General features: G+C 72.2%; 21 protein-coding genes. 10 read left to right on the top strand and 11 right to left on the bottom strand.

The genetic code is table 11. The features are described from left to right. The 4 genes from HTZ77_RS28220 (at window position 1) to HTZ77_RS28205 (ending at window position 3,575) form a co-directional block, all read left to right on the top strand. On the top strand, window positions 1-633 hold the full coding sequence (locus tag HTZ77_RS28220) for a hypothetical protein (protein ID WP_175592732.1): 633 nt from the start codon (window positions 1-3) through the stop codon (window positions 631-633). Then, window positions 630-1,718, top strand: coding sequence for a C40 family peptidase (locus HTZ77_RS28215; protein WP_328808807.1), 1,089 nt, complete (start codon window positions 630-632; stop codon window positions 1,716-1,718). Before HTZ77_RS28220 ends, HTZ77_RS28215 begins: the two co-directional genes overlap by 4 nt. Then, complete coding sequence (locus HTZ77_RS28210) at window positions 1,715-2,107, top strand: (deoxy)nucleoside triphosphate pyrophosphohydrolase (RefSeq protein ID WP_175592731.1); 393 nt, start codon at window positions 1,715-1,717, stop codon at window positions 2,105-2,107. Before HTZ77_RS28215 ends, HTZ77_RS28210 begins: the two co-directional genes overlap by 4 nt. Before the next feature lie 133 nt (window positions 2,108-2,240). Next, complete coding sequence (locus HTZ77_RS28205) at window positions 2,241-3,575, top strand: hypothetical protein (RefSeq protein WP_175592730.1); 1,335 nt, start codon at window positions 2,241-2,243, stop codon at window positions 3,573-3,575. An 88-nt stretch (window positions 3,576-3,663) separates the two neighbouring features. Here the strand turns inward: HTZ77_RS28205 and HTZ77_RS28200 are convergent, their stop codons facing one another. The 7 genes from HTZ77_RS28200 to HTZ77_RS28170 all read right to left on the bottom strand — a co-directional run bounded on the left by HTZ77_RS28200 (window position 3,664) and on the right by HTZ77_RS28170 (window position 11,020). After that, window positions 3,664-4,416, bottom strand: coding sequence for a succinate dehydrogenase/fumarate reductase iron-sulfur subunit (locus HTZ77_RS28200; protein ID WP_175592729.1), 753 nt, complete (start codon window positions 4,414-4,416; stop codon window positions 3,664-3,666). Next, the gene (locus tag HTZ77_RS28195) at window positions 4,413-6,299 is read right to left on the bottom strand and encodes a fumarate reductase/succinate dehydrogenase flavoprotein subunit (protein WP_175592728.1); all 1,887 of its coding nucleotides are present in this window, start codon (window positions 6,297-6,299) and stop codon (window positions 4,413-4,415) included. Before HTZ77_RS28195 ends, HTZ77_RS28200 begins: the two co-directional genes overlap by 4 nt. Before the next feature lie 9 nt (window positions 6,300-6,308). After that, a complete protein-coding gene (locus HTZ77_RS28190; protein ID WP_175592727.1) occupies window positions 6,309-7,100 on the bottom strand; it encodes a hypothetical protein in 792 nt (263 codons plus the stop codon). A 196-nt stretch (window positions 7,101-7,296) separates the two neighbouring features. After that, window positions 7,297-7,743: a response regulator gene (locus HTZ77_RS28185; protein WP_175592726.1), complete on the bottom strand. Its 447-nt coding sequence runs from the start codon at window positions 7,741-7,743 to the stop codon at window positions 7,297-7,299. Next, entirely contained in the window at window positions 7,743-8,921 is a 1,179-nt protein-coding gene (locus tag HTZ77_RS28180; RefSeq protein ID WP_205303710.1) for a sensor histidine kinase, read from the bottom strand. Before HTZ77_RS28180 ends, HTZ77_RS28185 begins: the two co-directional genes overlap by 1 nt. After that, window positions 8,918-10,054: a PP2C family protein-serine/threonine phosphatase gene (locus HTZ77_RS28175; protein ID WP_175592725.1), complete on the bottom strand. Its 1,137-nt coding sequence runs from the start codon at window positions 10,052-10,054 to the stop codon at window positions 8,918-8,920. Before HTZ77_RS28175 ends, HTZ77_RS28180 begins: the two co-directional genes overlap by 4 nt. A 36-nt stretch (window positions 10,055-10,090) precedes the next feature. Further along, window positions 10,091-11,020 (bottom strand): LysR family transcriptional regulator, encoded by a 930-nt coding sequence (locus tag HTZ77_RS28170; protein ID WP_175592724.1) that lies wholly within the window; start codon window positions 11,018-11,020, stop codon window positions 10,091-10,093. A gap of 237 nt (window positions 11,021-11,257) precedes the next feature. Here HTZ77_RS28170 and HTZ77_RS28165 point away from each other — a divergent pair, with 237 nt between their 5' ends. The 3 genes from HTZ77_RS28165 to HTZ77_RS28155 are packed head-to-tail and all read left to right on the top strand — an operon-like array spanning window position 11,258 to window position 14,579. Beyond that, a complete protein-coding gene (locus HTZ77_RS28165) occupies window positions 11,258-11,920 on the top strand; it encodes a succinate dehydrogenase cytochrome b subunit (protein ID WP_175592723.1) in 663 nt (220 codons plus the stop codon). After that, a complete protein-coding gene (locus HTZ77_RS28160) occupies window positions 11,917-13,842 on the top strand; it encodes a fumarate reductase/succinate dehydrogenase flavoprotein subunit (protein WP_175592722.1) in 1,926 nt (641 codons plus the stop codon). The genes HTZ77_RS28165 and HTZ77_RS28160 overlap by 4 nt, the downstream gene beginning before the upstream one ends. Continuing rightward, on the top strand, window positions 13,839-14,579 hold the full coding sequence (locus HTZ77_RS28155; protein ID WP_175592721.1) for a succinate dehydrogenase/fumarate reductase iron-sulfur subunit: 741 nt from the start codon (window positions 13,839-13,841) through the stop codon (window positions 14,577-14,579). The genes HTZ77_RS28160 and HTZ77_RS28155 overlap by 4 nt, the downstream gene beginning before the upstream one ends. A gap of 35 nt (window positions 14,580-14,614) precedes the next feature. On the opposite strand, the gene HTZ77_RS28150 is transcribed toward HTZ77_RS28155, so the two are convergent. Beyond that, on the bottom strand, window positions 14,615-15,250 hold the full coding sequence (locus tag HTZ77_RS28150; RefSeq protein WP_175592720.1) for a phosphotransferase: 636 nt from the start codon (window positions 15,248-15,250) through the stop codon (window positions 14,615-14,617). A 136-nt stretch (window positions 15,251-15,386) separates the two neighbouring features. Between HTZ77_RS28150 and HTZ77_RS28145 the strand changes: the two genes are divergently transcribed. Next, the gene (locus tag HTZ77_RS28145) at window positions 15,387-17,075 is read left to right on the top strand and encodes an ABC transporter ATP-binding protein (RefSeq protein ID WP_175592719.1); all 1,689 of its coding nucleotides are present in this window, start codon (window positions 15,387-15,389) and stop codon (window positions 17,073-17,075) included. A gap of 2 nt (window positions 17,076-17,077) precedes the next feature. Further along, entirely contained in the window at window positions 17,078-18,874 is a 1,797-nt protein-coding gene (locus HTZ77_RS28140; protein WP_175592718.1) for an ABC transporter ATP-binding protein, read from the top strand. 28 nt (window positions 18,875-18,902) lie between these two features. Here the strand turns inward: HTZ77_RS28140 and HTZ77_RS28135 are convergent, their stop codons facing one another. From HTZ77_RS28135 to HTZ77_RS28125, 3 genes are read right to left on the bottom strand one after another with little or no spacing between them, the layout of a single operon-like run. Next, the gene (locus HTZ77_RS28135; RefSeq protein WP_175592717.1) at window positions 18,903-19,883 is read right to left on the bottom strand and encodes a helix-turn-helix transcriptional regulator; all 981 of its coding nucleotides are present in this window, start codon (window positions 19,881-19,883) and stop codon (window positions 18,903-18,905) included. Window positions 19,884-19,931: 48 nt separating this feature from the next. Then, window positions 19,932-21,023 carry an epoxide hydrolase family protein gene (locus HTZ77_RS28130; protein ID WP_175592716.1) on the bottom strand — a complete coding sequence of 364 codons (1,092 nt, stop codon included), beginning with the start codon at window positions 21,021-21,023 and terminating at the stop codon, window positions 19,932-19,934. Window positions 21,024-21,081: 58 nt separating this feature from the next. After that, window positions 21,082-23,148: a S9 family peptidase gene (locus HTZ77_RS28125; protein WP_175592715.1), complete on the bottom strand. Its 2,067-nt coding sequence runs from the start codon at window positions 23,146-23,148 to the stop codon at window positions 21,082-21,084. 45 nt (window positions 23,149-23,193) lie between these two features. On the opposite strand from HTZ77_RS28125, the gene mshB reads away from it, so the two are divergent. After that, the gene (gene mshB / locus HTZ77_RS28120; protein ID WP_175592714.1) at window positions 23,194-24,099 is read left to right on the top strand and encodes an N-acetyl-1-D-myo-inositol-2-amino-2-deoxy-alpha-D-glucopyranoside deacetylase; all 906 of its coding nucleotides are present in this window, start codon (window positions 23,194-23,196) and stop codon (window positions 24,097-24,099) included. Window positions 24,100-24,110 lie beyond the last annotated feature (11 nt).

Raw genomic sequence — 24,110 nt, 5'->3', positions numbered from 1 at the left:
ATGGCCCAGCCCGGTGACAAGCGGGGGCTGGCGTTCGCCGCCATCGTGGTGGTGATCGCCGCCGTCGGCCTCTACCTCACCATGTGGCCCGGCTCCGGCGACTCCCCGGAGGAGAAGCCGGCCGCCGGGCGCACGCCGCGCAGCGTGGTGACCGTGCCGCGCAGCACGCCGCTGGCCACGGCGAGCAACGCCCCGTTCGACATCTACGCGTACCTTCCGCTGACGAAGGAGCAGCTCGCGGCGGCGGCCGACCTGGCCGAGCGGTTCACCGCCGCGTACGGCACGTTCCGCTACGACGAGGAGCCGGCCGCGTACGCCGACCGGGTCAAGGCGTTCACCACGGCCGACCTCGGCAGCGTGCTGGCGCGCACGCTGACCTCGCCCGGCACGGTCGAGCGCAACCAGGCCGACGAGGTGGTGTCCACGGGCACGGCCAAGGTCAAGGAGATCAGGTCGGTCGAGAAGACGTCCGTGGTCCTGGTCGTCACCGGCACCCAGCAGATCACCGCCAAGAGCGGCGCGAAGCAGCTCACCGACGACTACGCGGTCACGGTGAGCGAGATGGGCACCGACTGGAGGGTCTTCGACATCCAGCCCGCCGGGGACGGCCAGAAGGGGGACGAGTCGGGGTGAACCTCTCCCGTACGCGCGTCGCCCTGGCACTCGGCGCGGCCGGGGCGGTCCTGCTCGCGCTCGTCATCGTCTCGCCGATGCTCCTCACCTCGATCCCGTCGTTCATCGGCAACGGCGGCGAGCAGCCCGACTGCGCCGGTGGCAGGAAGGCGCAGGAGGCGTCCGACTCGGCCGCCTCCGACATCCCGTCCGAGTACCTGGAGCTGTACAAGAAGAACGGCGAGAAGATCGGCGTGCAGTGGACGATCCTCGCCGCCGTCGGCAAGCGCGAGACCGACCACGGCCGGTCCGACCTGCCGGGCGTCAAGAGCGGCACGAACTACGCGGGCGCGGCCGGCCCCATGCAGTTCCTCATCAGCACGTGGGGCGGCAAGGCGAGGATCCCGATGTCGTCGTCGGTCAGCGGCTATGCCTCCGACGGCGACGGCGACGGGATCGCCGACGTCTACAACCCGGCCGACGCGATCCTGGGCGCCGCCAAGATGCTCAAGCGCAACGGCGCCCCGGAGAACGTGCGGCGGGCGCTGTTCGTCTACAACCGCGCCTGGTGGTACGTCGACCAGGTGGAGGAGATCGCCCGCCGCTACGCCAAGAGCGGCGACGTCGAGACGCCTCCGGAGGCCGACGACTCCTGCGACGACCCGCTGGTGGAGGCCGCGCCGAGCGAGGTGGTCGGCGAGATCCTCGCGTTCGCGCTGGCGCAGCGCGGCAAGCCGTACCTGTGGGGCGGCACGGGTCCTGACGCGTTCGACTGCTCGGGCATCATCTACGCGGCCTACCAGGCCGCGGGCCTGAGGATCCCGCGCACCACCTTCCAGCAGTGGCCGTTCGGCGTGAAGGTGGCGCAGGGGGATGAACAGCCGGGCGATCTGGTGTTCTTCAACGCGGGGCCGGGCACGTCGCCCGACAACCCCGGTCATGTGGGGATGGTCGTGTCGAAGGGAAAGATGATCGAGGCGCGGTGCCGGCTGTGCGGGCCGATCAAGGTGACGGGGTACGAGGGCCGCGGGAACATCGTGGGCTTCACCCGGCCGTTGCAGAACCCGGACGTCGTCGACCAGCTCAAGAAACTGCGGTCGCTATGACGGTGGTCGTGGTGGCGGCGGTGATCGTGGATCCGCGGGGCCGGGTGCTGGCCGCGCAGCGCGCGGAGCCGCCCGCGCTGGCCGGCGGGTGGGAGTTCCCGGGCGGCAAGGTGGATCCGGGGGAGAGCGAGGCCGAGGCGCTGGTGCGCGAGTGCCGCGAGGAGCTCGGCGTGGAGGTCGCCGTGGGCGAGCGGGTCGGCGGCGACTGGGCGCTGGCCGAGGGGTACGTCATGCGGGTGTGGCTGTGCTCGCTCGCCGACGGCACGCCGGTGGCCAAGGAGCATCTGGCGCTGCGGTGGCTGGCGCCCGGCGAGTACTACGACGTGGCGTGGCTGGGCGCGGACCTGCCGGTCATGCGGGCGGTCGAGGACGTGCTGCGCACCCGGTGACCTCGCATGCTGGTTCGCGCAGTCTCGGCAGTACACGCATTTGTCAGGAAAACATGGGGTAATTCCGTCTTTACTGTGTCTTTTACCGGACTAAGATTCCTTTGACCATGGTTCCGGATCGCGGAGGGCACAGGTGGCACGCACGCGAGCGACGGCCGTTTCCGCGATGGTCCTGTCCCTGGGCCTGACCGGCATCGGCGCCGCGCCGTTCGTCATCCAGAGCGCCAGCGCGTCGGTGGTCGCCTACGACCCGAACGTCGACCCGTGCGACAACGACCAGGCCTGCGAGAGCACGCCCGAGGTCACGGTCACGGTCACCACCACCCTCCCCACGCCTGAGGAGGACCCGGAGACCACGATCACCCGCACCGTCACCAAGTCGCCGACCGCCACCAAGTCGCCCAAGCCGACGCCGAAGAAGTCCGCGACCAGCGCGGCGCCGACCCCTCCGCCCAGCAGCCCGACGCAGAACCTGCCGCCCGTGCAGCCGCCGGAGACGTCGGCGGAGCCGCCGAGCGTCCCGGCCACGGAGCCCACGGAAGAGCAGAGCGTGCAGCTCCCGAGCGTCGCGGGCACGGACACGCCCTCGCAGACGCCGACCACGCCCCCCACGCCGCAGGACACCACGACCAGCGAGTCGGTCCAGCTCGAGGTGCGCGCGGCCACGCCGGAGTTCGACCAGGCCGAGATGGCGCAGAAGCTGAGCATCCCGGCGCTGGTCATGGTGCTGCTGGTGCTGTTCGCCGTGTTGATCTTCGAGGGCCGGCTGCGCCGCATGGCGCACGCGGCGGCAGTCCGCCGGGCCGGGCCGCCCCGGCCCGACCCGGCCGGCCCCGGCTATCCCACGGCTCCCGGCTATCCCGCCGGCCACGGTTTCCCGCCCGGCGGCTATCCGGCCGGTGCGGGGTACCCGACCGGCCCCGGCGCCCACGCGGCCGGCCCGGGCTATCCGCCCGGCCCGGGTGCTCCCGGCTACCCGACCGCCGGATACCCCGCGGGCCCCGGTTACGCCTCCACCGGCATGCCCCCCGGCTACCCGGCGACCACCGCGTACGCGCCGATCCTCAGCTTCGTGCCGGTCCAGGCGTACCCCGGCGGCCCGGTCCAGTACGGGGCCGTCTACCCGGACCCGGCCACGTACGACGAGTCCGGCCTGCCGGTGCTCCCGCCGCCCGGCCAGACCGGCCCGGACCCGGCCCCCGAGCCCGTGGTGCTGCACCCGGACGACTACAGCAACGAGCCGGTGCACGAGGAGCCCCAGGGGACGTACCGGGCGCCCTTCGAGCCGGCGGTCCCGCCGGAGCAGCCCCCGGCCGACATCCCGGCGGGCGGCGCCGCCCCGTACGCGGGGCCGCCGGAACACCCGGCGAGCCCGGCCACGGGCGCCGAGACGGGCGACGCGACGCTGATCGACCACCTGCCGGGCCAGGACCCGGACGGCGGCGGCAGGCACCGCCGCACCCGCTAGATCCACGCACGAAGACGCTCCCGCTAGAACCCCACGCACGAACAGAGGCGGCCGGTGGAAACTCCATCGGCCGCCTCGTCGCGTCAGGTCACTTGGGACGACGGAAGATCTTGTTGCCCAGCCACACCAGCGGGTCGTACTTGCGGTCCACCACGCGCTCCTTCATCGGGATCAGCGCGTTGTCGGTGATCTTGATGTGCTCGGGGCAGACCTCGGTGCAGCACTTGGTGATGTTGCAGTAGCCGAGCCCGTGCTCCTCCTGCGCCGACTCCTGACGGTCGGCCACGTCGTACGGGTGCATGTCCAGCTCGGCGATCCGCATGAGGAAGCGCGGCCCGGCGAAGGCCGGCTTGTTCTCCTCGTGGTCACGGATGACGTGACAGATGTTGTTGCACATGAAGCACTCGATGCACTTGCGGAACTCCTGGGACCGCTCGACGTCGACCTGCTGCATGCGGTACTCGCCCGGCCGCACCCCCTGCGGGGGCGTGAACGAGGGGATCTCGCGCGCCTTCTGGTAGTTGAACGAGACGTCGGTGACCAGGTCCTTGATGACGGGGAAGGTCCGCATCGGCGTGACCGTGATCGTCTCGTCCTCCGCGAAGGTGGACATGCGGGTCATGCAGCCCAGCCGCGGCTTGCCGTTGATCTCCATGGAGCAGGAGCCGCACTTGCCGGCCTTGCAGTTCCAGCGGACCGCCAGGTCGGGCGCCTGGGTGGCCTGGAGCCGGTGGATGATGTCGAGGACGACCTCGCCCTCGTTGACCTCGACGGTGAAGTCCTCGAGCTTGCCTTCGCCGCCCTCACCGCGCCAGACCTTGAACTTCGCCTTGTAGCTCATTTCGAAATCCCGTCGAACTCGGACATCTCTTCGTCGGTGAGGTACTTCTTCAGCTCGTCGCGGTCGAACAGGGTGATCAGGTCGTCGCGCATCGCCGGCTGGAGCTGCTCCTCGACGGTGATCGAGGAGCCGTCGGCCGTGGAGCAGACGAGCAGCTTGCGCCGCCACTCGGGGTTCATGCCGGGGAAGTCGTCGCGGGTGTGGCCGCCGCGGCTCTCCTGGCGCAGCAGCGCGGCGCGGGCCACGCACTCCGAGACCAGGATCATGTTGCGCAGGTCGAGCGCCAGGTGCCAGCCCGGGTTGTAGATGCGCGTCCCGGCGGCGCCGACGAGGCGCACCCGCTCCTTGAGCTTCTCGACGACCTCCAGGGCCTCGGAGACCTCCTCGGCCTTGCGGATGATGCCGACGAGCTCGTTCATGGTGCGCTGGAGCTCGTGGTGGACCTCGTACGGGTTCTCGCCGGTGCGCTGGAGCGGGGCCAGTGCCTCCTCGCGGGCCTCGTCCAGCTCCTCCTGGCCGATCCTGGGCCGGGCGGGCAGCGCGTCCACGTACGCGGCGGCGCCCGCGCCGGCGCGGCGGCCGAAGACCAGCAGGTCGGACAGCGAGTTGCCGCCGAGCCGGTTGGAGCCGTGCATGCCGCCGGACACCTCGCCCGCGGCGAACAGGCCGGGCACCGCGGCGGCGCCCGTGTCGGCGTCGACCTCGACGCCGCCCATGATGTAGTGGCAGGTCGGGCCCACCTGCATGGGCTCGGCGGTGATGTCGACGTCGGCCAGCTCCTTGAACTGGTGGTGCATCGACGGCAGCCGCCTCTTGATCTCCTCGGCGGGCAGGCGGCTGGAGACGTCGAGGAAGACGCCGCCCTGGGGTGAGCCGCGCCCGGCCTTCACCTCGGCGTTGATGGCGCGGGCCACCTCGTCACGGGGCAGCAGCTCCGGGGGCCGCCGGTTGTTGGCCTGGTCGGTGTACCAGCGGTCGCCCTCCTCCTCGGTGGTGGCGTACTTGTCCTTGAACACCTCGGGGATGTAGTTGAACATGAAGCGCTCACCGGCGGAGTTGCGCAGCACGCCGCCGTCGCCGCGGACCGACTCGGTGACCAGGATGCCGCGCACGGACGGCGGCCAGACCATGCCGGTCGGGTGGAACTGGATGAACTCCATGTTGATCAGGTTGGCGCCCGCGAGCAGCGCCAGGGCGTGGCCGTCGCCGGTGTACTCCCACGAGTTGGAGGTCACCACGTACGACTTGCCGATGCCGCCGGTGGCCAGCACCACGGCCGGGGCGTCGAGGACGACGAAGCTGCCGCTCTCGCGCCAGTAGCCGAACGCGCCGGAGATGCGGTCGCCGTCCTTGAGCAGGCGGGTGATCGTGCACTCGGCGAAGACCTTGATGTAGGCCTCGTAGTCGCCGTGCTGCTCGTAGTCCTCCTGCTGGAGGGCGACGACGCGCTGCTGGAGGGTGCGGATCAGCTCCAGGCCGGTGCGGTCGCCGACGTGGGCCAGGCGCGGGTACTCGTGGCCGCCGAAGTTGCGCTGGCTGATCTTGCCGTCCTTGGTGCGGTCGAACAGCGCGCCCCACGCCTCCAGCTCCCACACGCGGTCGGGAGCCTCCTTGGCGTGCAGCTCGGCCATGCGCCAGTTGTTGAGGAACTTGCCGCCCCGCATGGTGTCACGGAAGTGCACCATCCAGTTGTCGTCGGGGTTGACGTTGCCCATCGCGGCGGCGGCCCCGCCCTCGGCCATGACCGTGTGGGCCTTGCCGAACAGCGACTTGCACACGATGGCGGTGCGCTTGCCCTGCTGACGGGCCTCGATGGCGGCCCGCAGCCCGGCGCCTCCCGCGCCGATGACGACGACGTCGTATTCGTGACGCTCGATTTCCACTGAGATTCCTTACGCGTACGGGAAGGCGATGATGCCCTTGGCGACCAGGCGGACGTAGAAGTCGGCGCCCATGACGGAGAACATCGAGGCCCACGCGAGGGGCTGGTGCTTGGCGTTGAGCTTGGAGACGAAGGTCCAGGCGCGGTAGCGGACCGGGTGGCGCGAGAAGTGGTTCAGCCTGCCCGCGGTGATGTGCCGGCACGAGTGGCACGACAGCGTGTAGGCGACGATGAGGACGGCGTTGAGCAGCAGGATCCAGGAGCCGAGGCCGAGCGGCTTGTGGACGAGCGCGAGGATCGCGTCGTAGGAGAGGATGGCGCCGATGACGATGGCCGCGTAGAAGAAGTAGCGGTGGATGTTCTGCATGATCAGCGGGAGGCGGGTCTCGCCGGTGTACTTGCCGTGGGGCTCCTGCACGGCGCAGGCGGGCGGCGACAGCCAGAACGACCGGTAGTAGGACTTGCGGTAGTAGTAGCACGTCAGCCGGAACCCGCCGGGCAGGCCGAGGATCAGCAGGCCGGGCGGCAGGGTGTACCAGTCGCCGAACGGCGCCAGGCCGAACAGCCGCGCCCCCTCGGGACACGAGGTCGCCAGGCAGGGGGAGGAGAACGGCGCGATGTACTCGGCGCCGGGCACGTAGTACGGGGTGTCGAAGATGGCCCACACGCCGTAGACGAGGAAGGCGCTGAGTCCGAGGAAGGTCAGCAGCGGGGCCAGCCACCATCGGTCTGTGCGCAGGGTGCGCACCTTGATCTGCGCGCGCTGCCTTCTGACGGGCGCGTCGGACGTCGTCTGGCTCATCGGGGACCTCTCCACCTCCCGCGGACCCTTCGCTCGCCTGGGGTCCGGGTTGCTCGCTGGTTGCGCGTGGCGCGGGGCGTCGTCTCCGCTCGGGCGCGCATTGGTGGGGGATACGTTACGACGCCCGCGTGAGCATTTGTGACAAGGGTCACTCACTTTTTCGATGACCCGCTGTGATTCCTGTCACGTCCACGCGTCAGAGGCGGTTCCCCTGGTGCGGCAACTTAACCACCGTGACGAAAAAATCATCTATTTGCCGGACAACTCGGATAAATTGCTCGAAATCCACCGGCTTGGCGACGTACGCGTTGGCGTGCAGCCGGTAGCCCTGGAGGATGTCCTCCTCCGCCTCGGAGGTGGTCAGGATGACGACCGGGATGGTCCGCAGGTCCGGGTCGTCCTTGACCTCGCGCAGCACCTCCATGCCGTCCATCCGCGGCAGGTTGAGGTCGAGCAGCACGAGGTCGGGCCGCGGCGCGTCGCCGTAGCTCTCCTCCCGGCGCAGGAAGGCCATCGCCTGCTCGCCGTCGTTGACCACGTGCAGGCGGTTGCGCAGCTTGTTGAACTCGAACGCCTCCCGCGTCAGCAGGATGTCGCCCTGGTCGTCCTCCACCAGCAGCACCTCGATGGGACGGCCCTCCATCACGCGTCCTCACCGTCCTCGGACGGGGCCGGGTCGCCGGCCGCGGGGAGGGTCCAGCGGAAGGTCGCGCCCGGCCCCGGGGCGTCATCGTCGAGCCAGAGCCGCCCGCCGTGGTAATCGACGATCTTGCGGCAGAGCGCCAGCCCGATGCCCGTCCCCGGATAGACGTCGCGCGGGTGCAGGCGCTGGAAGATCAGGAAGATCCGGTCGGCGTACTTGCCCTCGATCCCGATGCCGTTGTCGGAGCAGGCGAACTCCCACATGCCGTCCCGGCGCACGGCCTCGATCCGGACCCGGGGCGGATCGTCCGCGCGGAACTTGACGGCGTTCTCCACCAGGTTCTGGAAGAGCTGCGTGAGCTGGAGCCTGTTGCCGAGCACGCGGGGGAGCGGGCCCGCGGTGACGCTCGCGCCGGCGTCCTCCAGGGTGGCCGACAGGTTGTCGAGGGCCGCCGACAGCGCCTCGCCGGCGTCGACGGGGGTCCGCCCGCCGCTGACCCGGCCCACGCGGGAGAAGTCGAGCAGGTCGTTGATGAGGAGCTGCATGCGCCTGGCCCCGTCCACCGCGTAGTGGATGTACTGCTTGGCGCGCTCGTCGAGCCGGTCGCCGTAACGCTGGTCCAGCATCTGCGTGAAGCTGGCGATCTTGCGCAGCGGCTCCTGGAGGTCGTGGCTGGCCACGTAGGCGAACTGCTCCAGCTCGCCGTTGGAGCGGCGCAGCTCGGCCGCCTGGTCCTCGGCGTTGCGCCAGGCGGCCAGGATGCGCTCGCGCATGGCGTCGACGTGGCCGGACAGCTCGGCCAGCTCCGCCGGCTGCTCGACGCTCGGCCGGTGGTCGAAGTCGCCGGCCGCCACCCGGCGCACCTGCTCGGCCAGGCTGGCGATGGGCTTGAGCACCACGTACCGCACGACGAGGAACAGCACCACGCCGGCCGCCAGCAGGAGCACCAGGAGCACCACGAGAGCCACGTACAGCCGGGACAGGTGCACCTCGACCTCCGGGCGCGGCCGGGCGGCGTGGACCTGCTCGATGAGCATGGCCGTGAGCACGATCCCGACCACGAACGCGAGCGTGAACGCCGTGCCCACGACGGCGAACCAGCGGCCCATCGGCAGGCGCCCGAACCCGGTGGGCGCGGGCAGCGACGGCAGCGGCCGGATCCTCCCGCCGGTGTTCACGCGCCCCTCCCGCGCACGAGCAGCAGGGCGAGGTCGTCGTCGGTCGTGCCCACGTGCTCGATGAGCCGGTCGAGGTCGATCGAGCCGTGCTCGCGTACCAGCTCGACCAGGCCCTCCACGCCGAGCGGCCGGTCATGGCCGCCCCGGGCGGCCTCGATGAGGCCGTCGGTGTAGAGCATGATCGACCACTCCGCTCCGAGGGGGACGTCGATGACCTTCCACGCGGCGTCGGAGAAGATGCCGAGCGGCGGTCCGGACGGCGTGCCGTCGACCACGTCCACCACGCCGTCGCGCACCAGCAGCGGCGGCGGGTGGCCGACGACCCGCATCCGGGCGTGACGCAGGTCGGGCGTGATCGTGGCCGTGCACAGCGTCGTGAAGATCTCCGGCGCCTTGCGCTCGGCCCGCAGCAGCGCGTCGAGGGTGTGCAGCAGCCGCTCGCCGTTGTGCCCGGCGAGGACCAGCGTGCGCCAGGCGATGCGCATCGCGACGCCGAGGGCCGCCTCGTCGGGGCCGTGCCCGCACACGTCGCCGATCACCACGTTGATCGCGCCGTCGGGGGTCTGCACGGTGTCGAGGAAGTCGCCGCCGAGCAGCGTGCCCTGGTTGCCGGGCAGGTAGCGGGTGGACTGCTCGACCCGGTCGCCGCGCAGCAGCGCGACGGGCAGCAGGCCGCGCTCCAGCCGGGCGTTCTCCTTGGCGATCAGCTCGGCCTCGACCAGGCGGAGCTGGGCCAGGTCGGCCCGCTTGCGCTCCATGGCGTAGCGGATGGCCCGGGCCAGCAGCCGGGCGTCGATGTCCTGCTTGACGAGGTAGTCCTGCGCGCCCGCCTGCACCGCGGCGACGCCCACGTGGGCGTCGCGCAGGCCGGTCAGCACGAGCACGGCCGCGTGCGGCGCGAGCCGCAGCACCTCGCGCAGCGCCTCCAGGCCCGAGGCGTCCGGCAGCGTCAGGTCGACCAGCACGCACTGGATCGCGCCGGTGAGCCGCGGCCTGGTCTCGCGGAGGCTGCGCACCCAGATGATCCTCGGCGGCGCCTCCGCTTCCTTGAGCAGCTCCTCCACCAGGAAGGCGTCACCGTCGTCGTCCTCGACGAGGAGCAGCGTCAGAGGTTCGGTCAGGGATGCCGTCACACGTGGGCCTCTTCACAGCAGTAGGACTGTCGCAGCTCATTCTGCGATGAGCTCCACCCCTTGCGGAAGCGTCCCCTCCTGCCCCGCCTCGACCACGAACGCCAGGAGCGTCGCGCGGAACGCCTGCGCGGCCCTGGTCGGCTCCACGTCCCTGCGGTGCGCGAGCGCCACCGTACGGCTGAGCCCCGGCGGCGCGAGCGGCGTGGCGGCCAGCCCGGGACGCCCGTCCAGGACCATCGACGGCACCACCGCCACGCCCAGCCCCGCCTCCACGAACCGCAGCACCGCGTCCATCTCGCCGCCCTGGACGGCCAGCCGGGGCTCGAAGCCGGCCTGCCGGCAGGCGGCCAGCGTGGCCTCGCGCAGGTCGTAGCCGCGCCGGAACATCACCATCGGCCGGCCGCGCAGGTCCTCGATGCGCAGGTACGGCTTGCGCAGCGGCTCATGGGAGGAGGTGACCACGACCAGGTTCTCCCGCAGGATCTCCTCGGTGACCAGGGCCGGGTCGTCGCCCTGCAGCGGCATGATGATCAGCGACAGGTCGATCTGCCCGCGGGCCAGCGCCCGGACCAGGTCACGCGAGCCGCCCTCCTCGACGAGCAGCTCGATGCCGGGGTAGTCGCGGTGGAAGCGGGCCAGCGCGTCGGCCAGCAGCCCGGTGCAGAGCGACGGGGTCGCGCCGAGCCGCACCCGGCCCTTGCGCAGTCCGGCCAGCTCGGCGACCTCCTGGCGGGCGGTCTCGGCGTCGGCCAGGATGCGGCGGGCCAGGGGCAGCAGCGCCTCGCCCGCGGCGGTCAGCGTGACGTTGCCGCGCGCCCGGGAGAACAGCGGGGCGCCGAGGTCGGCCTCCAGCGCCTTGATCTGCTTGCTGAGCGAGGGCTGGGCGACCCGCATCCGCTCGGCCGCCTGGGTGAAGTGCCTGGTCTCGGCCACCGCGACGAAGTAGGAGAGCTGCTGCAACTGCATGTGATTTTCCTCGCACCGGCGCGCGCCGGACCGCGCAGGTTAGCCGTACAAAGCAGACATCATAGCCAGCGGCTATGGAAACCAGGCCCGTGATGACTTGGACGGATCATTCCTGCATACCTAGCGTCAGGAAACGTGACTGCCACGATAGAGCGCGGTTCCGCCACCGCGCCTGTTAGTTCCCCCAAGTCCGCCCCACCGGCGCAGAAGCCCGCGGGCCGGAAGCCGCGTCCGTTCATGGCCTCCTCCAACGGCAAGAAGGCGGTCATGGCCGTCACCGGCGCCGTGATGGTCGGCTTCCTGCTGCTGCACATGCTGGGCAACCTCAAGATCTTCCTCGGGCGCGAGTCGTTCAACGACTACGCCCACGCGCTGCGCACCCTGCTGGAGCCCATCGCTCCCTACCGGACGGTGCTGACGATCCTGGAGATCGTCCTGGTCGCGTCCGTGGTGCTGCACATGTGGGCCGCGATCTCCCTCGCCCGGCGGGCCAGGCAGGCACGGCCGGTGAAATACGTCGCCAAGAAGTCGCAGGCCGGCGGCTACGCCACCCACATCATGCGGTACGGCGGCATCACCATCGCGCTCTTCGTCGTCTGGCACCTGCTCGACCTGACCTTCGGCGTGGTCAACCCCAAGGGCTTCGACTCCGCCCCGGCCGACCGGATGATCGCCGGGTTCGACCTGTCGCGCTGGTGGGTGACGCTGCTCTACCTCGTGGCCGTCGTCATGGTGGGCCTGCACCTGCGGCACGGGGTCTGGAGCGCCTTCCAGACGCTCGGCTGGGCCAACCGCGCCCGCTACAAGGCGCTGCGCGCGACCGCCTCCCTCCTGTCGGCCGTGCTCGTCGTCGGCTTCCTCGCCCCGCCGCTCGCCATCACCTTCGGAGTCGTGAAGTGAAGTTCGTAGAGGGCCCGGAGATCCGGGACACCAAGGCGCCCGAGGGTCCCATCGAGGAACGGTGGGAGAAGCGCAAGTTCGCCGCCAAGCTCGTCAACCCGGCCAACAAGCGCAAGCTCAACGTCATCGTGGTCGGCACCGGCCTGGCCGGCGGCTCGGCCGCCGCCACGCTCGGCGAGCTGGGCTACAACGTCAAGTCCTTCTGCTACCAGGACTCGCCCCGGCGCGCCCACTCCATCGCCGCCCAGGGCGGCATCAACGCCGCCAAGAACTACCGCGGCGACGGCGACTCGATCTACCGGCTGTTCTACGACACCGTGAAGGGCGGCGACTTCCGCGCCCGCGAGTCCAACGTCTACCGCCTGGCCCAGGTCTCGGTGAACATCATCGACCAGGCCGTGGCCCAGGGCGTGCCGTTCGCCCGCGAGTACGGCGGCCTGCTCGACACCCGCTCCTTCGGCGGCGCCCAGGTCTCGCGCACCTTCTACGCCCGCGGCCAGACGGGCCAGCAGCTCCTGCTCGGCGCCTACCAGGCGCTGGAGCGGCAGGTCGCGGCCGGGACCGTGGAGATGTTCACCCGCCACGAGATGCTCGACCTGATCGTGGCCGACGGCCGCGCCCGCGGCATCATCGTGCGCGACATGGTGACCGGCGAGATCGAGCGGCACGTCGCCGACGCGGTCGTGCTCGCCACCGGCGGCTACGGCAACGTGTTCTTCCTGTCCACCAACGCCAAGGGCTGCAACACCACGGCCATCTGGCGGGCCCACGAGCGCGGCGCCTACTTCGCCAATCCCTGCTACACGCAGATCCACCCGACCTGCATCCCGGTGTCGGGCGAGTACCAGTCGAAGCTCACGCTGATGTCGGAGTCGCTGCGCAACGACGGCCGCGTGTGGGTGCCGCTGCGCAAGGGCGACGACCGCGCGCCCGGCGACATCCCCGAGGACGAGCGCGACTACTACCTGGAGCGCATCTACCCGGCCTTCGGCAACCTCGTCCCGCGTGACATCGCCTCGCGCGCCGCCAAGAACGTCTGCGACGAGGGCCGCGGCGTCGGCCCCGGCGGGCTCGGCGTGTACCTCGACTTCCGCGACGCCATCAACCGGCTCGGCCGGGACGCCGTGGAGAAGAAGTACGGCAACCTGTTCGAGATGTACGAGCGCATCACCGGCGAGAACCCCTACGACGTGCCGATGCGCATCTACCCGGCGGTCCACTACACGATGGGCGGCCTGTGGGTGGACTACGACCTGCAGTCCACGATCCCCGGCCTGTTCGTGATCGGCGAGGCCAACTTCTCCGACCACGGCGCCAACCGCCTCGGCGCCTCCGCGCTGATGCAGGGCCTGGCCGACGGCTACTTCGTGCTGCCCACCACCATCGGCGACTACCTGGCGGCCGGGCCGTTCGGCGAGGTCGAGGAGGAGGCCGTGGCCGAGGCCGAGATCAAGGTCCGGTCCAGGATCGAGCGCCTGCTGTCGGTCAACGGCACCCGCACGCCCGACTCCTTCCACCGCGAGCTGGGCAAGCTCATGTGGGACTACTGCGGCATGGAGCGCACCGAGGAGTCGCTGCGCAAGGCCCTGGAGCGCATTCCCGAGCTCCGTAAGGAGTTCTGGGAGAACGTCAAGGTCAGCGGCACCGCCGAGGAGCTGAACCAGGTGCTGGAGAAGGCCGGCCGCGTCGCCGACTTCTTCGACCTGGCCGAGCTCATGTGCCTGGACGCCCTGGTGCGCACCGAGTCGTGCGGCGGCCACTTCCGGGCCGAGTCGCAGGACGCCGACGGTGAGGCGCTGCGCGACGACGAGAACTTCGCGCACGTGTCGGCGTGGGAGTACTCGCCGGAGCGCGTGCCGGTGCTGCACAAGGAAGCGCTCGAGTACGACTACGTCAAGATGACCCAGCGGAGCTACAAGTGAACCTGACTTTGAAGGTCTGGCGGCAGAGCGGCCCCGCCGACGCCGGGCGCATGGTGACGTACAAGGTCCAGGACGTCTCGCCCGACATGTCGTTCCTGGAGATGCTGGACGTCCTCAACGAGCGGCTGATCATCGAGGGCGACGACCCGGTGGCCTTCGACCACGACTGCCGCGAGGGCATCTGCGGCATGTGCGGCATGGTCATCAACGGCGTCGCGCACGGCGAGCAGCGGGCCACCACGACCTGCCAGCTCCACATGCGCCACTTCGAGGACGGCGCCACCATCACCATCGAGCCGTGGCGCGCCGCGCCGTTCCCGGTGGTCAAGGACCTGGTCGTGGACCGGTCGGCGTTCGACCGCATCATCCAGGCCGGCGGCTTCGTCTCGGTGCCGGCCGGCTCGGCGCCGGACGCGCACAGCGTGCCGGTGCGCAAGGAGGACGCCGACTCGGCCTTCGACGCCGCAACCTGCATCGGCTGCGGCGCCTGCGTCGCGGCGTGCCCGAACGGCTCGGCCTCCCTCTTCACCGCCGCCAAGATCACCCACCTGAGCCTGCTGCCCCAGGGCCAGCCGGAGCGTGTCACCCGCGCCAAGGCCATGGTGGACCAGATGGACGCGGAGGGCTTCGGCGGCTGCACCAACACCGGCGAGTGCACCGCGGTGTGCCCCAAGGGCATCCCGCTGGACACGATCGCCCGCATGAACAGTGACTACCTCCAGGCCAACAAGAAGTAGCCGTACCCCGTGCCCGGGGGCCGCGCGCCCCCGGGTCAGGCCGCCGTCCAGGCGGAGGTGGTGTCGAGGCGCTCGCGCCAGAGCTTCTCACCGCCGCCGCCCGGCTCCCGGCGGACCGTGAAGTCCAGCAGGTCGCGGCAGCGGGCCAGCATCGCCGCGTGCCGCGCGTCCCACGCGGGCACGTCGAGGCCGCCCCCCTCGCGGTAGGCGTCGAAGAAGCGCGGCAGCAGCGCCACGTGCTCCGGGTGGTGCGTGCGCACGATCCACTCGCACCACGACAGGTCCTCGACCGGCGGGCCCGGGTGCGCCCACTCCCAGTCGAGGATGGCCACCGGCTCGTACGTCTCCGGGTCGAACAGCATGTTCTGCGGGCCGTAGTCGCCGTGGACGATCCCCAGCCGGTGGATCCCGGCCAGGGCGCGCCCGCAGGCGCCCAGCACCTCCGCGGCGCGGCCGTCGTCCAGGAGGTCCTGGCCGTGCGCCCCCGGCACGAAACGGGTCGTCACGCTCGTCGGCGTGATCTTGTGGATGCGCGGCACCGGCAGACGCCCCCTCAACCGGCGCAGGAACCTGCTCTCCGTGCGCAGCCGGACCTCCGCCTCGGGGCCCTCGTAACACTTCACGACCAGCGCGCCGTCGCCCACCGTGCTGTTGGTGTACCCGTGCCTCACAGAGACCGATTCTCGCCTACCGCCACGCCGGGCGCACCGGTGGACAGCCGTTGACTATGACGGCCCAGGGAGGGACGTTCCAGGGCCGGAAAATGGTTTGCCGGGCTGTCGGGACGTTTGTCAACCTTGACTGGCCATGCGCTCCCTTCCTCAAGCCGATCCCGGCGTGCCCGACATCCGCGGCCCGCTCCACTACCTGTGGTGGAACGCGCGCCGCCAGTTGCCGTCCCTGCTGGGCGGCATCGGCTTCGCCACCGTCTGGTGGCTCGTGCAGGCCCTCGTGCCGGCGGTGATCGGGAAGGGCGTCGACGCCGTCACCGCCGAGGACGCCCGCTCGCTGGTGCTCTGGTCGCTGGTCCTGCTCGGGCTCGGCCTGCTCCAGGCGTACACCGGGCTCATGCGGCACCGGCTGGCCGTCTACAACTGGCTGGCCGCCGCGTACCGCACGGTCCAGGTGACCGCCCGGCAGGCCGCCCGGCTCGGCGCGACCCTGCCCAAGCGGCTCTCGACCGGCGAGGTCGTCAGCGTCGGCAACTCCGACATCGCGCACATCGGCAACTCCATGGACATCCTGCTGCGCGGCACCGGCTCGATCGTGGCGATCGTCACCGTGACCGTGATCCTCATCTCGACCTCGCTGCCGCTGGGGCTCATGGTGCTGGTCGGCGTCCCGCTCATGGCCGTGGCCGTCGGGCCGCTGTTAAGGCCGCTGCACCGCCGGCAGAAGGCCCAGCGAGACCTGACCGGCGAGCTGTCCACCAGGGCCGCCGACATCGTGGCCGGCCTGCGGGTGCTGCGCGGCATCGGCGGCGAGCGGGTGTTCGCCGACCGCTACCGCGAGGAGTCGCAGCGCGTCCGCCATGCGGGGGTCTCCGTGGCCGGGGTCGAGTCGCTGCTCGAAGGGGCGCAGATCCTGCTGCCGGGCCTGCTCATCGCGGCCGTCACCGGCGTCGGCGCGTCGTTCGCGATCGGCGGGCAGATCTCCACCGGCCAGCTCGTCGCCTTCTACGGCTACGCGGTCTTCCTGATCGGTCCCATGCGCACGCTCACCGAGGCCGCCGACAAGCTGACCAAGGGCCACGTGGCCGCCCGCCGGGTGGTGCGCATCCTGGCGATGGAGCCCGAGGTGTCCGGCGGCACCGGCACCAGCGCGGGCGGCGTGCTGCGCGACACGTTCAGCGGCGTCACCCTCCAGCCGGGCACGCTCACCGCCGTGGCCGCCGCCGCGCCCGAGGACGCGATCGCCATCGCCGACCGGCTCGGCCGCTACACCGCGGGCGACGTCACCTTCGGCACGGCCGACCTGGCCGAGCTGCCCATCGCGGAGGTCCGCTCCCGCATCCTGGTCGCCGACAACGGCGCCCGCCTGTTCACCGGCCGGCTCCGCGACGAGCTGGACGTGCGTGGCGGGGCGTCCGACGACGAGGTGCGCCGGGCGCTGCGCGCCGCCTGCGCCGAGGACATCGTCGAGGCCCTGCCCGACGGGCTGGAGGCGCGGGTGGCCGAGGGCGGCCGGGAGTTCTCCGGCGGTCAGCAGCAGCGGCTGCGGCTGGCCCGCGCCCTGGTCGCCGACCCTGAGGTGCTCATCCTGGTCGAGCCGACCAGCGCCGTGGACGCCCACAGCGAGGCCCGCATCGCCGACCGGCTGACCCGCGCGCGGGCCGGCCGTACGACGCTGGTCTGCACGACCAGCCCGCTGGTGCTCGACCGCACCGACCACGTGATCTACGTCGAGGACGGCAGGGTGCTCGCCGAGGGCAGCCACCGGGAGCTCCTGGAGTCCTCGCCCGCCTACGCCGCCACCGTGACCCGAGGGGAGGACTGACGATGGCCCGCGAGATCCTGCCGGTCGCCGACCAGGCGCGGGTGCGCGCCTACGCCCGGCGGCTGACGCTGAGGTACCCGCGCCGGCTCGCCACCGCCCTCGTCCTGCACGGGCTGGCCGCCGTCGCCGGGCTGGCCGTGCCGTGGCAGCTCGGCCGGCTCGTCCAGGACGTCAAGCTGGGCGCCCCGGTGAACGTGGGGCTGGTCGCGGCCGGCATCGGCGCGTTCCTGCTGGTCCAGGGCCTGCTGGTGCGGTACGCGGTGCTGGCCTCGGCCCGGCTCGGCGAGAAGGTCCTGGCCGAGCTGCGCGAGGAGTTCGTCGACCGGGTGCTGGGCCTGCCGCTCTCGACGGTCGAGCGGGCCGGCTCCGGCGACCTCATCACCCGCACCTCCCGCGACGTCGACTCGCTGTCCAGGACCGTGCGGCACGCGGTGCCCGAGACGCTGATCGCGGTCGTCACGTTCGCGATCACCCTCGGCGCGCTGGTGCTGGTCGGGCCGATGCTCATGCTGCCGATGCTGGTGGCCGCGCCGCTGCTGTGGTTCTCCACCCGCTGGTACCTCAAGCGGGCCCGCGACGGCTACCTGCGCGAGAACGCCGCCTACGCCGACATGACCGAGGGCCTGGCCGAGACCGTGGAGGGCGCGCGGGCGGTCGAGGCGCTCGGCCTGCAGGAGCGGCGCAGGCAGCGGACCGACCACGACATCGCCCGTTCGTTCGGCGCCGAGCGCTACACCCTCGGCCTGCGCACGATCTGGTTCCCGGCCGTGGAGCTGGGCTACGTCATCCCGGTGGTGTCCACGCTGCTCGTCGGCGGGCTGTTCTACATCGACGACCAGGTCACGCTGGCGCAGGTCACCGCCGCCACCCTGTACGCCCAGCAGCTCATCGACCCGCTCGACCGGTTCCTCATGTGGATCGACGAGCTGCAGGTGGGCGGGGCGGCCATGGCCAGGCTGCTCGGCGTGGCCGACGTGCGCGACGACCGGGCCCCCTCCGGCGTCCGGCCCTCCGGCGAGCTGATGGAGGCCGACGACGTCCGCTACGCCTATCGGGAGGGCCGCGACGTGCTGCACGGCGTGTCCCTCACCGTGCGGCCGGGCGAGCGGCTGGCCATGGTGGGGCCGTCGGGCGCGGGCAAGTCCACGCTCGGCAGGCTCCTGGCCGGCATCCACGGGCCGCGCGAGGGCACCGTGTCGGTGGGCGGCGTGCCGCTGGTGGAGCTGCCGCTGGACGAGCTGCGCGGGCACGTCGCGCTGGTCACCCAGGAGCACCACGTGTTCAAGGGCACGCTGCGCGACAACCTGCTCATCGCCCGGCCCGAGGCCGACGACGAGGCCGTGCGCGCCGCGCTCACGGCGGTGGACGCGCTCGACTGGGTGCTCGCCCTGCCCGACGGCCTCGACACGGTCGTCGGCTCCGGCGGCACGGCGATCTCGCCCGCCCACGCGCAGCAGCTCGCGCTGGCCCGCCTGGTGCTGGCCGACCCGCACACGCTGGTGCTCGACGAGGCCACGTCGCTGATCGACCCGCGCGCCGCCCGCCACCTGGAGCGCTCGCTCGCCGCGGTGCTGGACGGGCGTACGGTCATCGCGATCGCCCACCGCCTCTACACGGCCCACGACGCCGACCGGGTGGCGGTGGTGGAGGACGGCCGGATCACCGAGCTGGGCCCGCACGAGGAGCTGGTGGCCGCCGAGGGCTCGTACGCGGCGCTGTGGAGCAGCTGGCACGGCGTTCCAGGGCGGGGGAAGGGTGGAGAGCCCGCCGTGGAGGTCCCGGCCGGTACGAGCGGCTGAGGGCCCGCCGGGACGTCCATCGATCTCCTCATCCGTCTTCGCGGGACCGGTGCGGGGGCCAGGCGGCGCGCCGGAGCCGCCCCGTGAGCGCGCGCAGGTGCTCCAGCAGCTCCGGCGGCTCCCGCACCTCGAACTCGAACCCGAACGCGGCCACCCACACCGCCAGGTGGTCGAGGCTGTCGGAGCCGATCCGCAGCACGCACGTGCGCTCGTCGACCGGCTCCACCACGCCGAGCGTGGCCGGCACCTCGCCGGCCACCTCCGCCGCCGGGGCGTGCATGGTCAGGACCGCCTGGTGGCGGTGCGGCCGGGTGGCCGTGGCCAGGGCCAGGTAGCGCGCCACGTCCTCGTCGGGCAGCGGGCGCGGGACGAAGCGCGGGCCGTTCGGCACCCGCAGGGACATCCGGTCCACCCGGTACGTGCGCCAGTCGTCCCGGGACGTGTCCCAGCCGAGCAGGTACCACCGTCGGCCGCCGCTGACCAGCCGGTACGGCTCGGCGTCGCGCGCGCTCCGCTCGCCCTCGCGCGCGACGTACCCGAACCGCAGCCGCTCCCGGTCGCGCACCGCGGCGGCGATGGCGGTCAGCGTCGCGGGCTCCACGGTGGGACCGGCGGCCGGCATGGCCACCATCGCGGCGCCGAGCGCCCCCACGTGGTGGCGCAGCCGCGAGGGGAGGACCTGGTCCAGCTTGGCCAGGGCGCGCACGGACGTCTCGGCGATGCCGGTGACCGCGCCGCCCGCGGCCGTGCCCAGCGCCACGGCCACGGCCACCGCCTCCTCGTCGTCGAGCAGCAGCGGCGGAAGGCCGCCGCCGCTGCCCATCCGGTAGCCGCCGCCCACCCCGCCCACCGCGTCGAGGGGGTAGCCGAGCGCGCGCAGCTTGCCGACGTCGCGCCGCAGCGTCCGCGGGCTGACCCCGAGCCGCTCGGCCAGCTCGGCCCCGGGCCAGTCGGCGCGTCCCTGCAACAGGCCCAGCAGTCGGAGCAGCCGGGCGGAGGTCTCCAGCACACGACGACTCTGCCACCGATCGCGGCCGGTTCCCGGCCGCGATCGGCCCTAGGCGAGCGCGTGGAAGAACGTCCGGACGTCCTCGGCGAACACCTCCGGCTCCTCCATGGCGAGGAAGTGGCCGCCGGTGTCCTGCTGCGACCAGCGGACGATCGCGTGGTCCCGTTCGGCGTACGGCCGGATGCCGTACTCGTTCGTCCCCGCCAGCAGCACGCCCGTGGGGACGGTGCCGCGCGGCCGGGGCGCCCAGCCCGCCGGGTCGTTGACCTGCTCGTAGTAGATCTGCGCCGCCGAGCCGGCCGTGCCCGTCAGCCAGTGGAGGGTGACGTTGGTGAGGAACAGGTCGCGGTCCACCGGGCCGCCCGCCCAGCGATGGAACATCTCCGCGATCCAGGCGAGCTGCGCGGCCGGGGAGTCGGTCAGGCCGTAGGCGAGGGTCTGCGGCGAGCGCGACTGGATCGCGACGTACCCGGCGGTCGCCTCGTCCAGCCCGGCGGCCCGCTCGCGCTCCACCTCCGTCAGCCGGGCGTCCTCCTCCGCGTCGCCCGCCGGGAACGACAGGATGCCGGTGAGGTGGACGCCGACGACCCGGCCGGGGGCCAGGCGGCCCATCTCCGGGGCGACGAACGCGCCGGTGTCGCCGCCGTGCACGCCGTACCGGTCGTGACCGAGGAGCTCCATCAGCCGCGTGAACGCCCCGGCGACGCGGCCCGCGGTCCAGCCGGGCTCGGCGAGCGGCGACGAGAACGCGAACCCGGGGATCGACGGGATCACCAGGTGGAAGTGCTCACGCAGCGGCTCGACCACCTCCAGGAACTCCACGAAGGACATCGGCCAGCCGTGCAGCAGCACGAGCGGCAGCGCGCCGGGATCGTCCGAGCGCACGTGGGCGAAGTGCACGCTCTGGCCGTCGATGACGGTCGTGAACTGCGGCAGCGCGTTGAGCCGCCGCTCCTGGGCGCGCCAGTCGAACTCCGAGCGCCAGTAGGCGGCCAGCTCCTTCGCGTGCTCCACGGGGGTGCCGCGGGTCCAGCCGGCGCCGGGCAGGTCGGCGGGCCAGCGGGTGGCGTCCAGCCGGCGCCGCAGCTCGTCCAGCTCGGCCTCGGGGACGTCGATGTGAAAAGGGGTCGGTGAGGACATGGCCGCGACCCTAGGAAGGATCGCGGCCATCTTCTGTCCTCCGGTGCCCGGCTCGGGGTCAGTCGCCCAGCGCGCGCTTGAGGAAGTCGACCTGGAGCAGGAGGAGGTTCTCGGCGACGACCTCCTGCGGCGTCATGTGGGTGACGCCCGACAGCGGCAGCACGCTGTGCTGGCGGCCCGCCGCGAGCAGCGCGGACGACAGGCGCAGCGTGTGGGCCGCCACCACGTTGTCGTCGGCCAGGCCGTGCACGAGCAGCAGGGGCCGCTCCAGCTTGGCCGCGTCGCCGAACAGCGACGAGTTGTCGTAGACGTCCGGCTGCTCGTCGGGGTGGCCCAGGTAGCGCTCGGTGTAGCAGGTGTCGTACAGCCGCCAGTCGGTCACGGGCGCCCCCGCGACGGCCGCGTGGAACACGTCCGGCCGGCGCAGCACCGCGAGCGCCGCCAGATAGCCGCCGAACGACCAGCCGCGGATGGCCACCCGTCCCAGGTCGAGGTCGTCGGGGTACTGCTGGGCCACGCCCTGCAGTGCGTCGATCTGGTCCTCCAGGGCGGGGGTGGCCAGGTCGTTGAGCACGGCCCGCTCGAACTCCGGCCCCCGGCCCGGGGTGCCGCGGCCGTCGGCCACGACCACCGCGAACCCCTGCTCGGCGAACCACTGGCTCTCCAGGTAGCCGCCGCGCCGGTTGAGCACGCGCTGCGCGTGCGGCCCGCCGTACGGGTCCATGAGGACGGGCAGCCGACCCGAGCCCGGTTCGTACCAGGAGGGCAGCACCACGGCGGTGGCCAGCTCGCGACGGCCGGAGCGGCCGAGCGAGACCCGCAGGTCGAGGCCGGGACGCTCGGCCACGGACGGGATCGGGATCGCCACGCCGTCGCGGCGCACGACCGTCGTGGACACCCCCTCGGCGTCGAGGCTCTGCTCGGTGAGCACGCCGACGCCCCCGGCCATCCGCCCCGAGAACACCCCGGAACGGGTCGAGACCGGCAGCAGCGAGTGGCCGTCCCACGTCCAGAGCTGGACCTCGGTCGGGTCGCCGCTCGCGCTGAACAGCACGCTGTCGTGGTCGACGTCGAGCACGGCCCGCACCTGCAGCGTGGGCGGCGTGACCGCGCGGTCGCCGACGAACAGCCGGTGGCCGCCGTCGGCCGAGGCCACCCACACCAGGGAGCCGTCGTCGAGGTGGGCCGGCACGCCGGTGACGACGTCCACCCACGCGGGGTCGGTGTCCTCGCGCACCAGCGTCGAGGCGCCGGTCGCCGGGTCCACCGAGAACAGGCGCAGCGCCTTCTGGTCGCGCGGCATCGTCACGATCGACAGCGCGTGGGAGTCCCAGGCGGCGGTGGTCAGGTATTCGTCGGCGAACGGCACGGGCACGCGCGAGCCGTCCAGGCCCAGCACGAACAGCTCGGTCACCGCGTTGGGCGTGCCCGCGGCCGGGTAGCGCTGGGCCGTCGCCGGCCGGTCGGGGTTGGCCGGGTCGGAGACGTACCAGGTGTGGACCGGCGCCTCGTCGGCCCGCTCCACCAGGAGCGCGTCGCCGCCGGGAGACCACCAGTGGCCGCGCATCCGGTCCATCTCCTCGGCCGCGATGAACTCGGCCAGGCCGTACGTCACGGTCGGCGCCTCGGGGGTCGCCAGCGCGCGGTCCTCGCCCGAGGCGAGGTCCTGCACGCGCAGGGAGCCCTCGGAGACGTACGCGACGTGCCGGCCGTCGGGCGACAGGCGCGGGTCGATCACCGCGCCCGGCACGTCGAGGCGGCGGGTCGCGCCGCTCGCCAGCTCCGTCACGTACAGGCCGCCCGCGAGGGCGAAGGCGGCCGTCGTCACGCCGGCGTCGGTGCTGTAGGCCACCACGCCGCCGGCCTGCTCGCGGCTGCGCTCGCGCCGGGCGCGCTCCTCGGGCGGCAGGTCGCCCTCGTCGGCGTCGAGCGCGCGCGGGTCGACGACGAGGCGCTCGACGTGGTTGTCGGTGTCGAGCTCCCACAGGCACGTGACCGGGTCGGTGCCGGTCCTGGTCCGCAGGAACGTCACCCTGGATCCGTCAGGGGAGATCGTGAAGCCCCTGGGCACACCGAGGGTGAACCGGCGGGTCCTGGCCGACATACGCGGGAAGCTCTCACTCATGGCCCTCATCCTGCCAGGAAGCGGGAATTGGTTACGCTCGGACTCATGACCGATCGACGGCTGTTGCTCGTGCATGCTCATCCCGACGACGAGTCGATCGGCACCGGCGCCACCATGGCCCGCTACGTGGCCGAGGGCGCCCACGTCACGCTGGTGACCTGCACGCTCGGGGAGGAGGGCGAGGTCATCCCCGAGCACCTGGCGCACCTGGCCGCCGACCGGGACGACGCGCTCGGGCCGTACCGGATCGGGGAGCTGTCGGCGGCCTGCGAGGCGCTGGGCGTGCGCGACCACCGCTTCCTCGGCGGGCCGGGGCGGTGGCGCGACTCGGGGATGATGGGCGTCGCCTCCAACGAGCGTCCCGGCGCGTTCTGGCAGGCCGACCTGGACGAGGCCGCCGGGGAGCTGGTCAAGGTCATCCGTGAGGTGCGGCCCCAGGTGCTGGTGACCTACGACGCCAACGGCTTCTACGGGCACCCCGACCACATCCAGGCCAACCGGGTGTCGCGGCGGGCGTTCGAGCTGGCCGCCGACCCGGGCTTCGGCGAGGGCGAGCCGTGGCAGATCGCCAAGCTCTACCACACGGCCGCGGCCCGCTCGGTGATGCGGCGCACGGCCGAGGCGCTGCGCGAGGCGAGGTCGGGCTTCATCGTCGAGGACGTGGACGACATGCCGTTCGGCAGCCCCGACGAGGCGATCACCACCGAGGTCGACGCGCGGCCGTGGGTGGGGGCCAAGCTGGCCGCCCTGCGCGCCCACGCCACGCAGGTGACGGTGCGGGAGCCCTGGTTCGCGCTGTCCAACGGCGTCGGGCAGGAGGCGCTCGGGGTCGAGCACTACGTGCTGTCGATCGGGGTGCCGGGGCCGTCGGTGCCCGGCGCCCCCGTCGAGGCCGGCGGCCTGGGCGAGCCCCACACCCGCGAGAACGACCTGTTCGCCGGAATCCACTAACCTCGTTCGAC

The organism is Nonomuraea montanisoli, from assembly GCF_013363975.1.
GTDB classification, from domain to species: domain Bacteria; phylum Actinomycetota; class Actinomycetes; order Streptosporangiales; family Streptosporangiaceae; genus Nonomuraea; species Nonomuraea montanisoli.
Note: the sequence above shows the minus strand (reverse complement) of the source record. Positions and strands in the feature narration are given on the sequence as shown.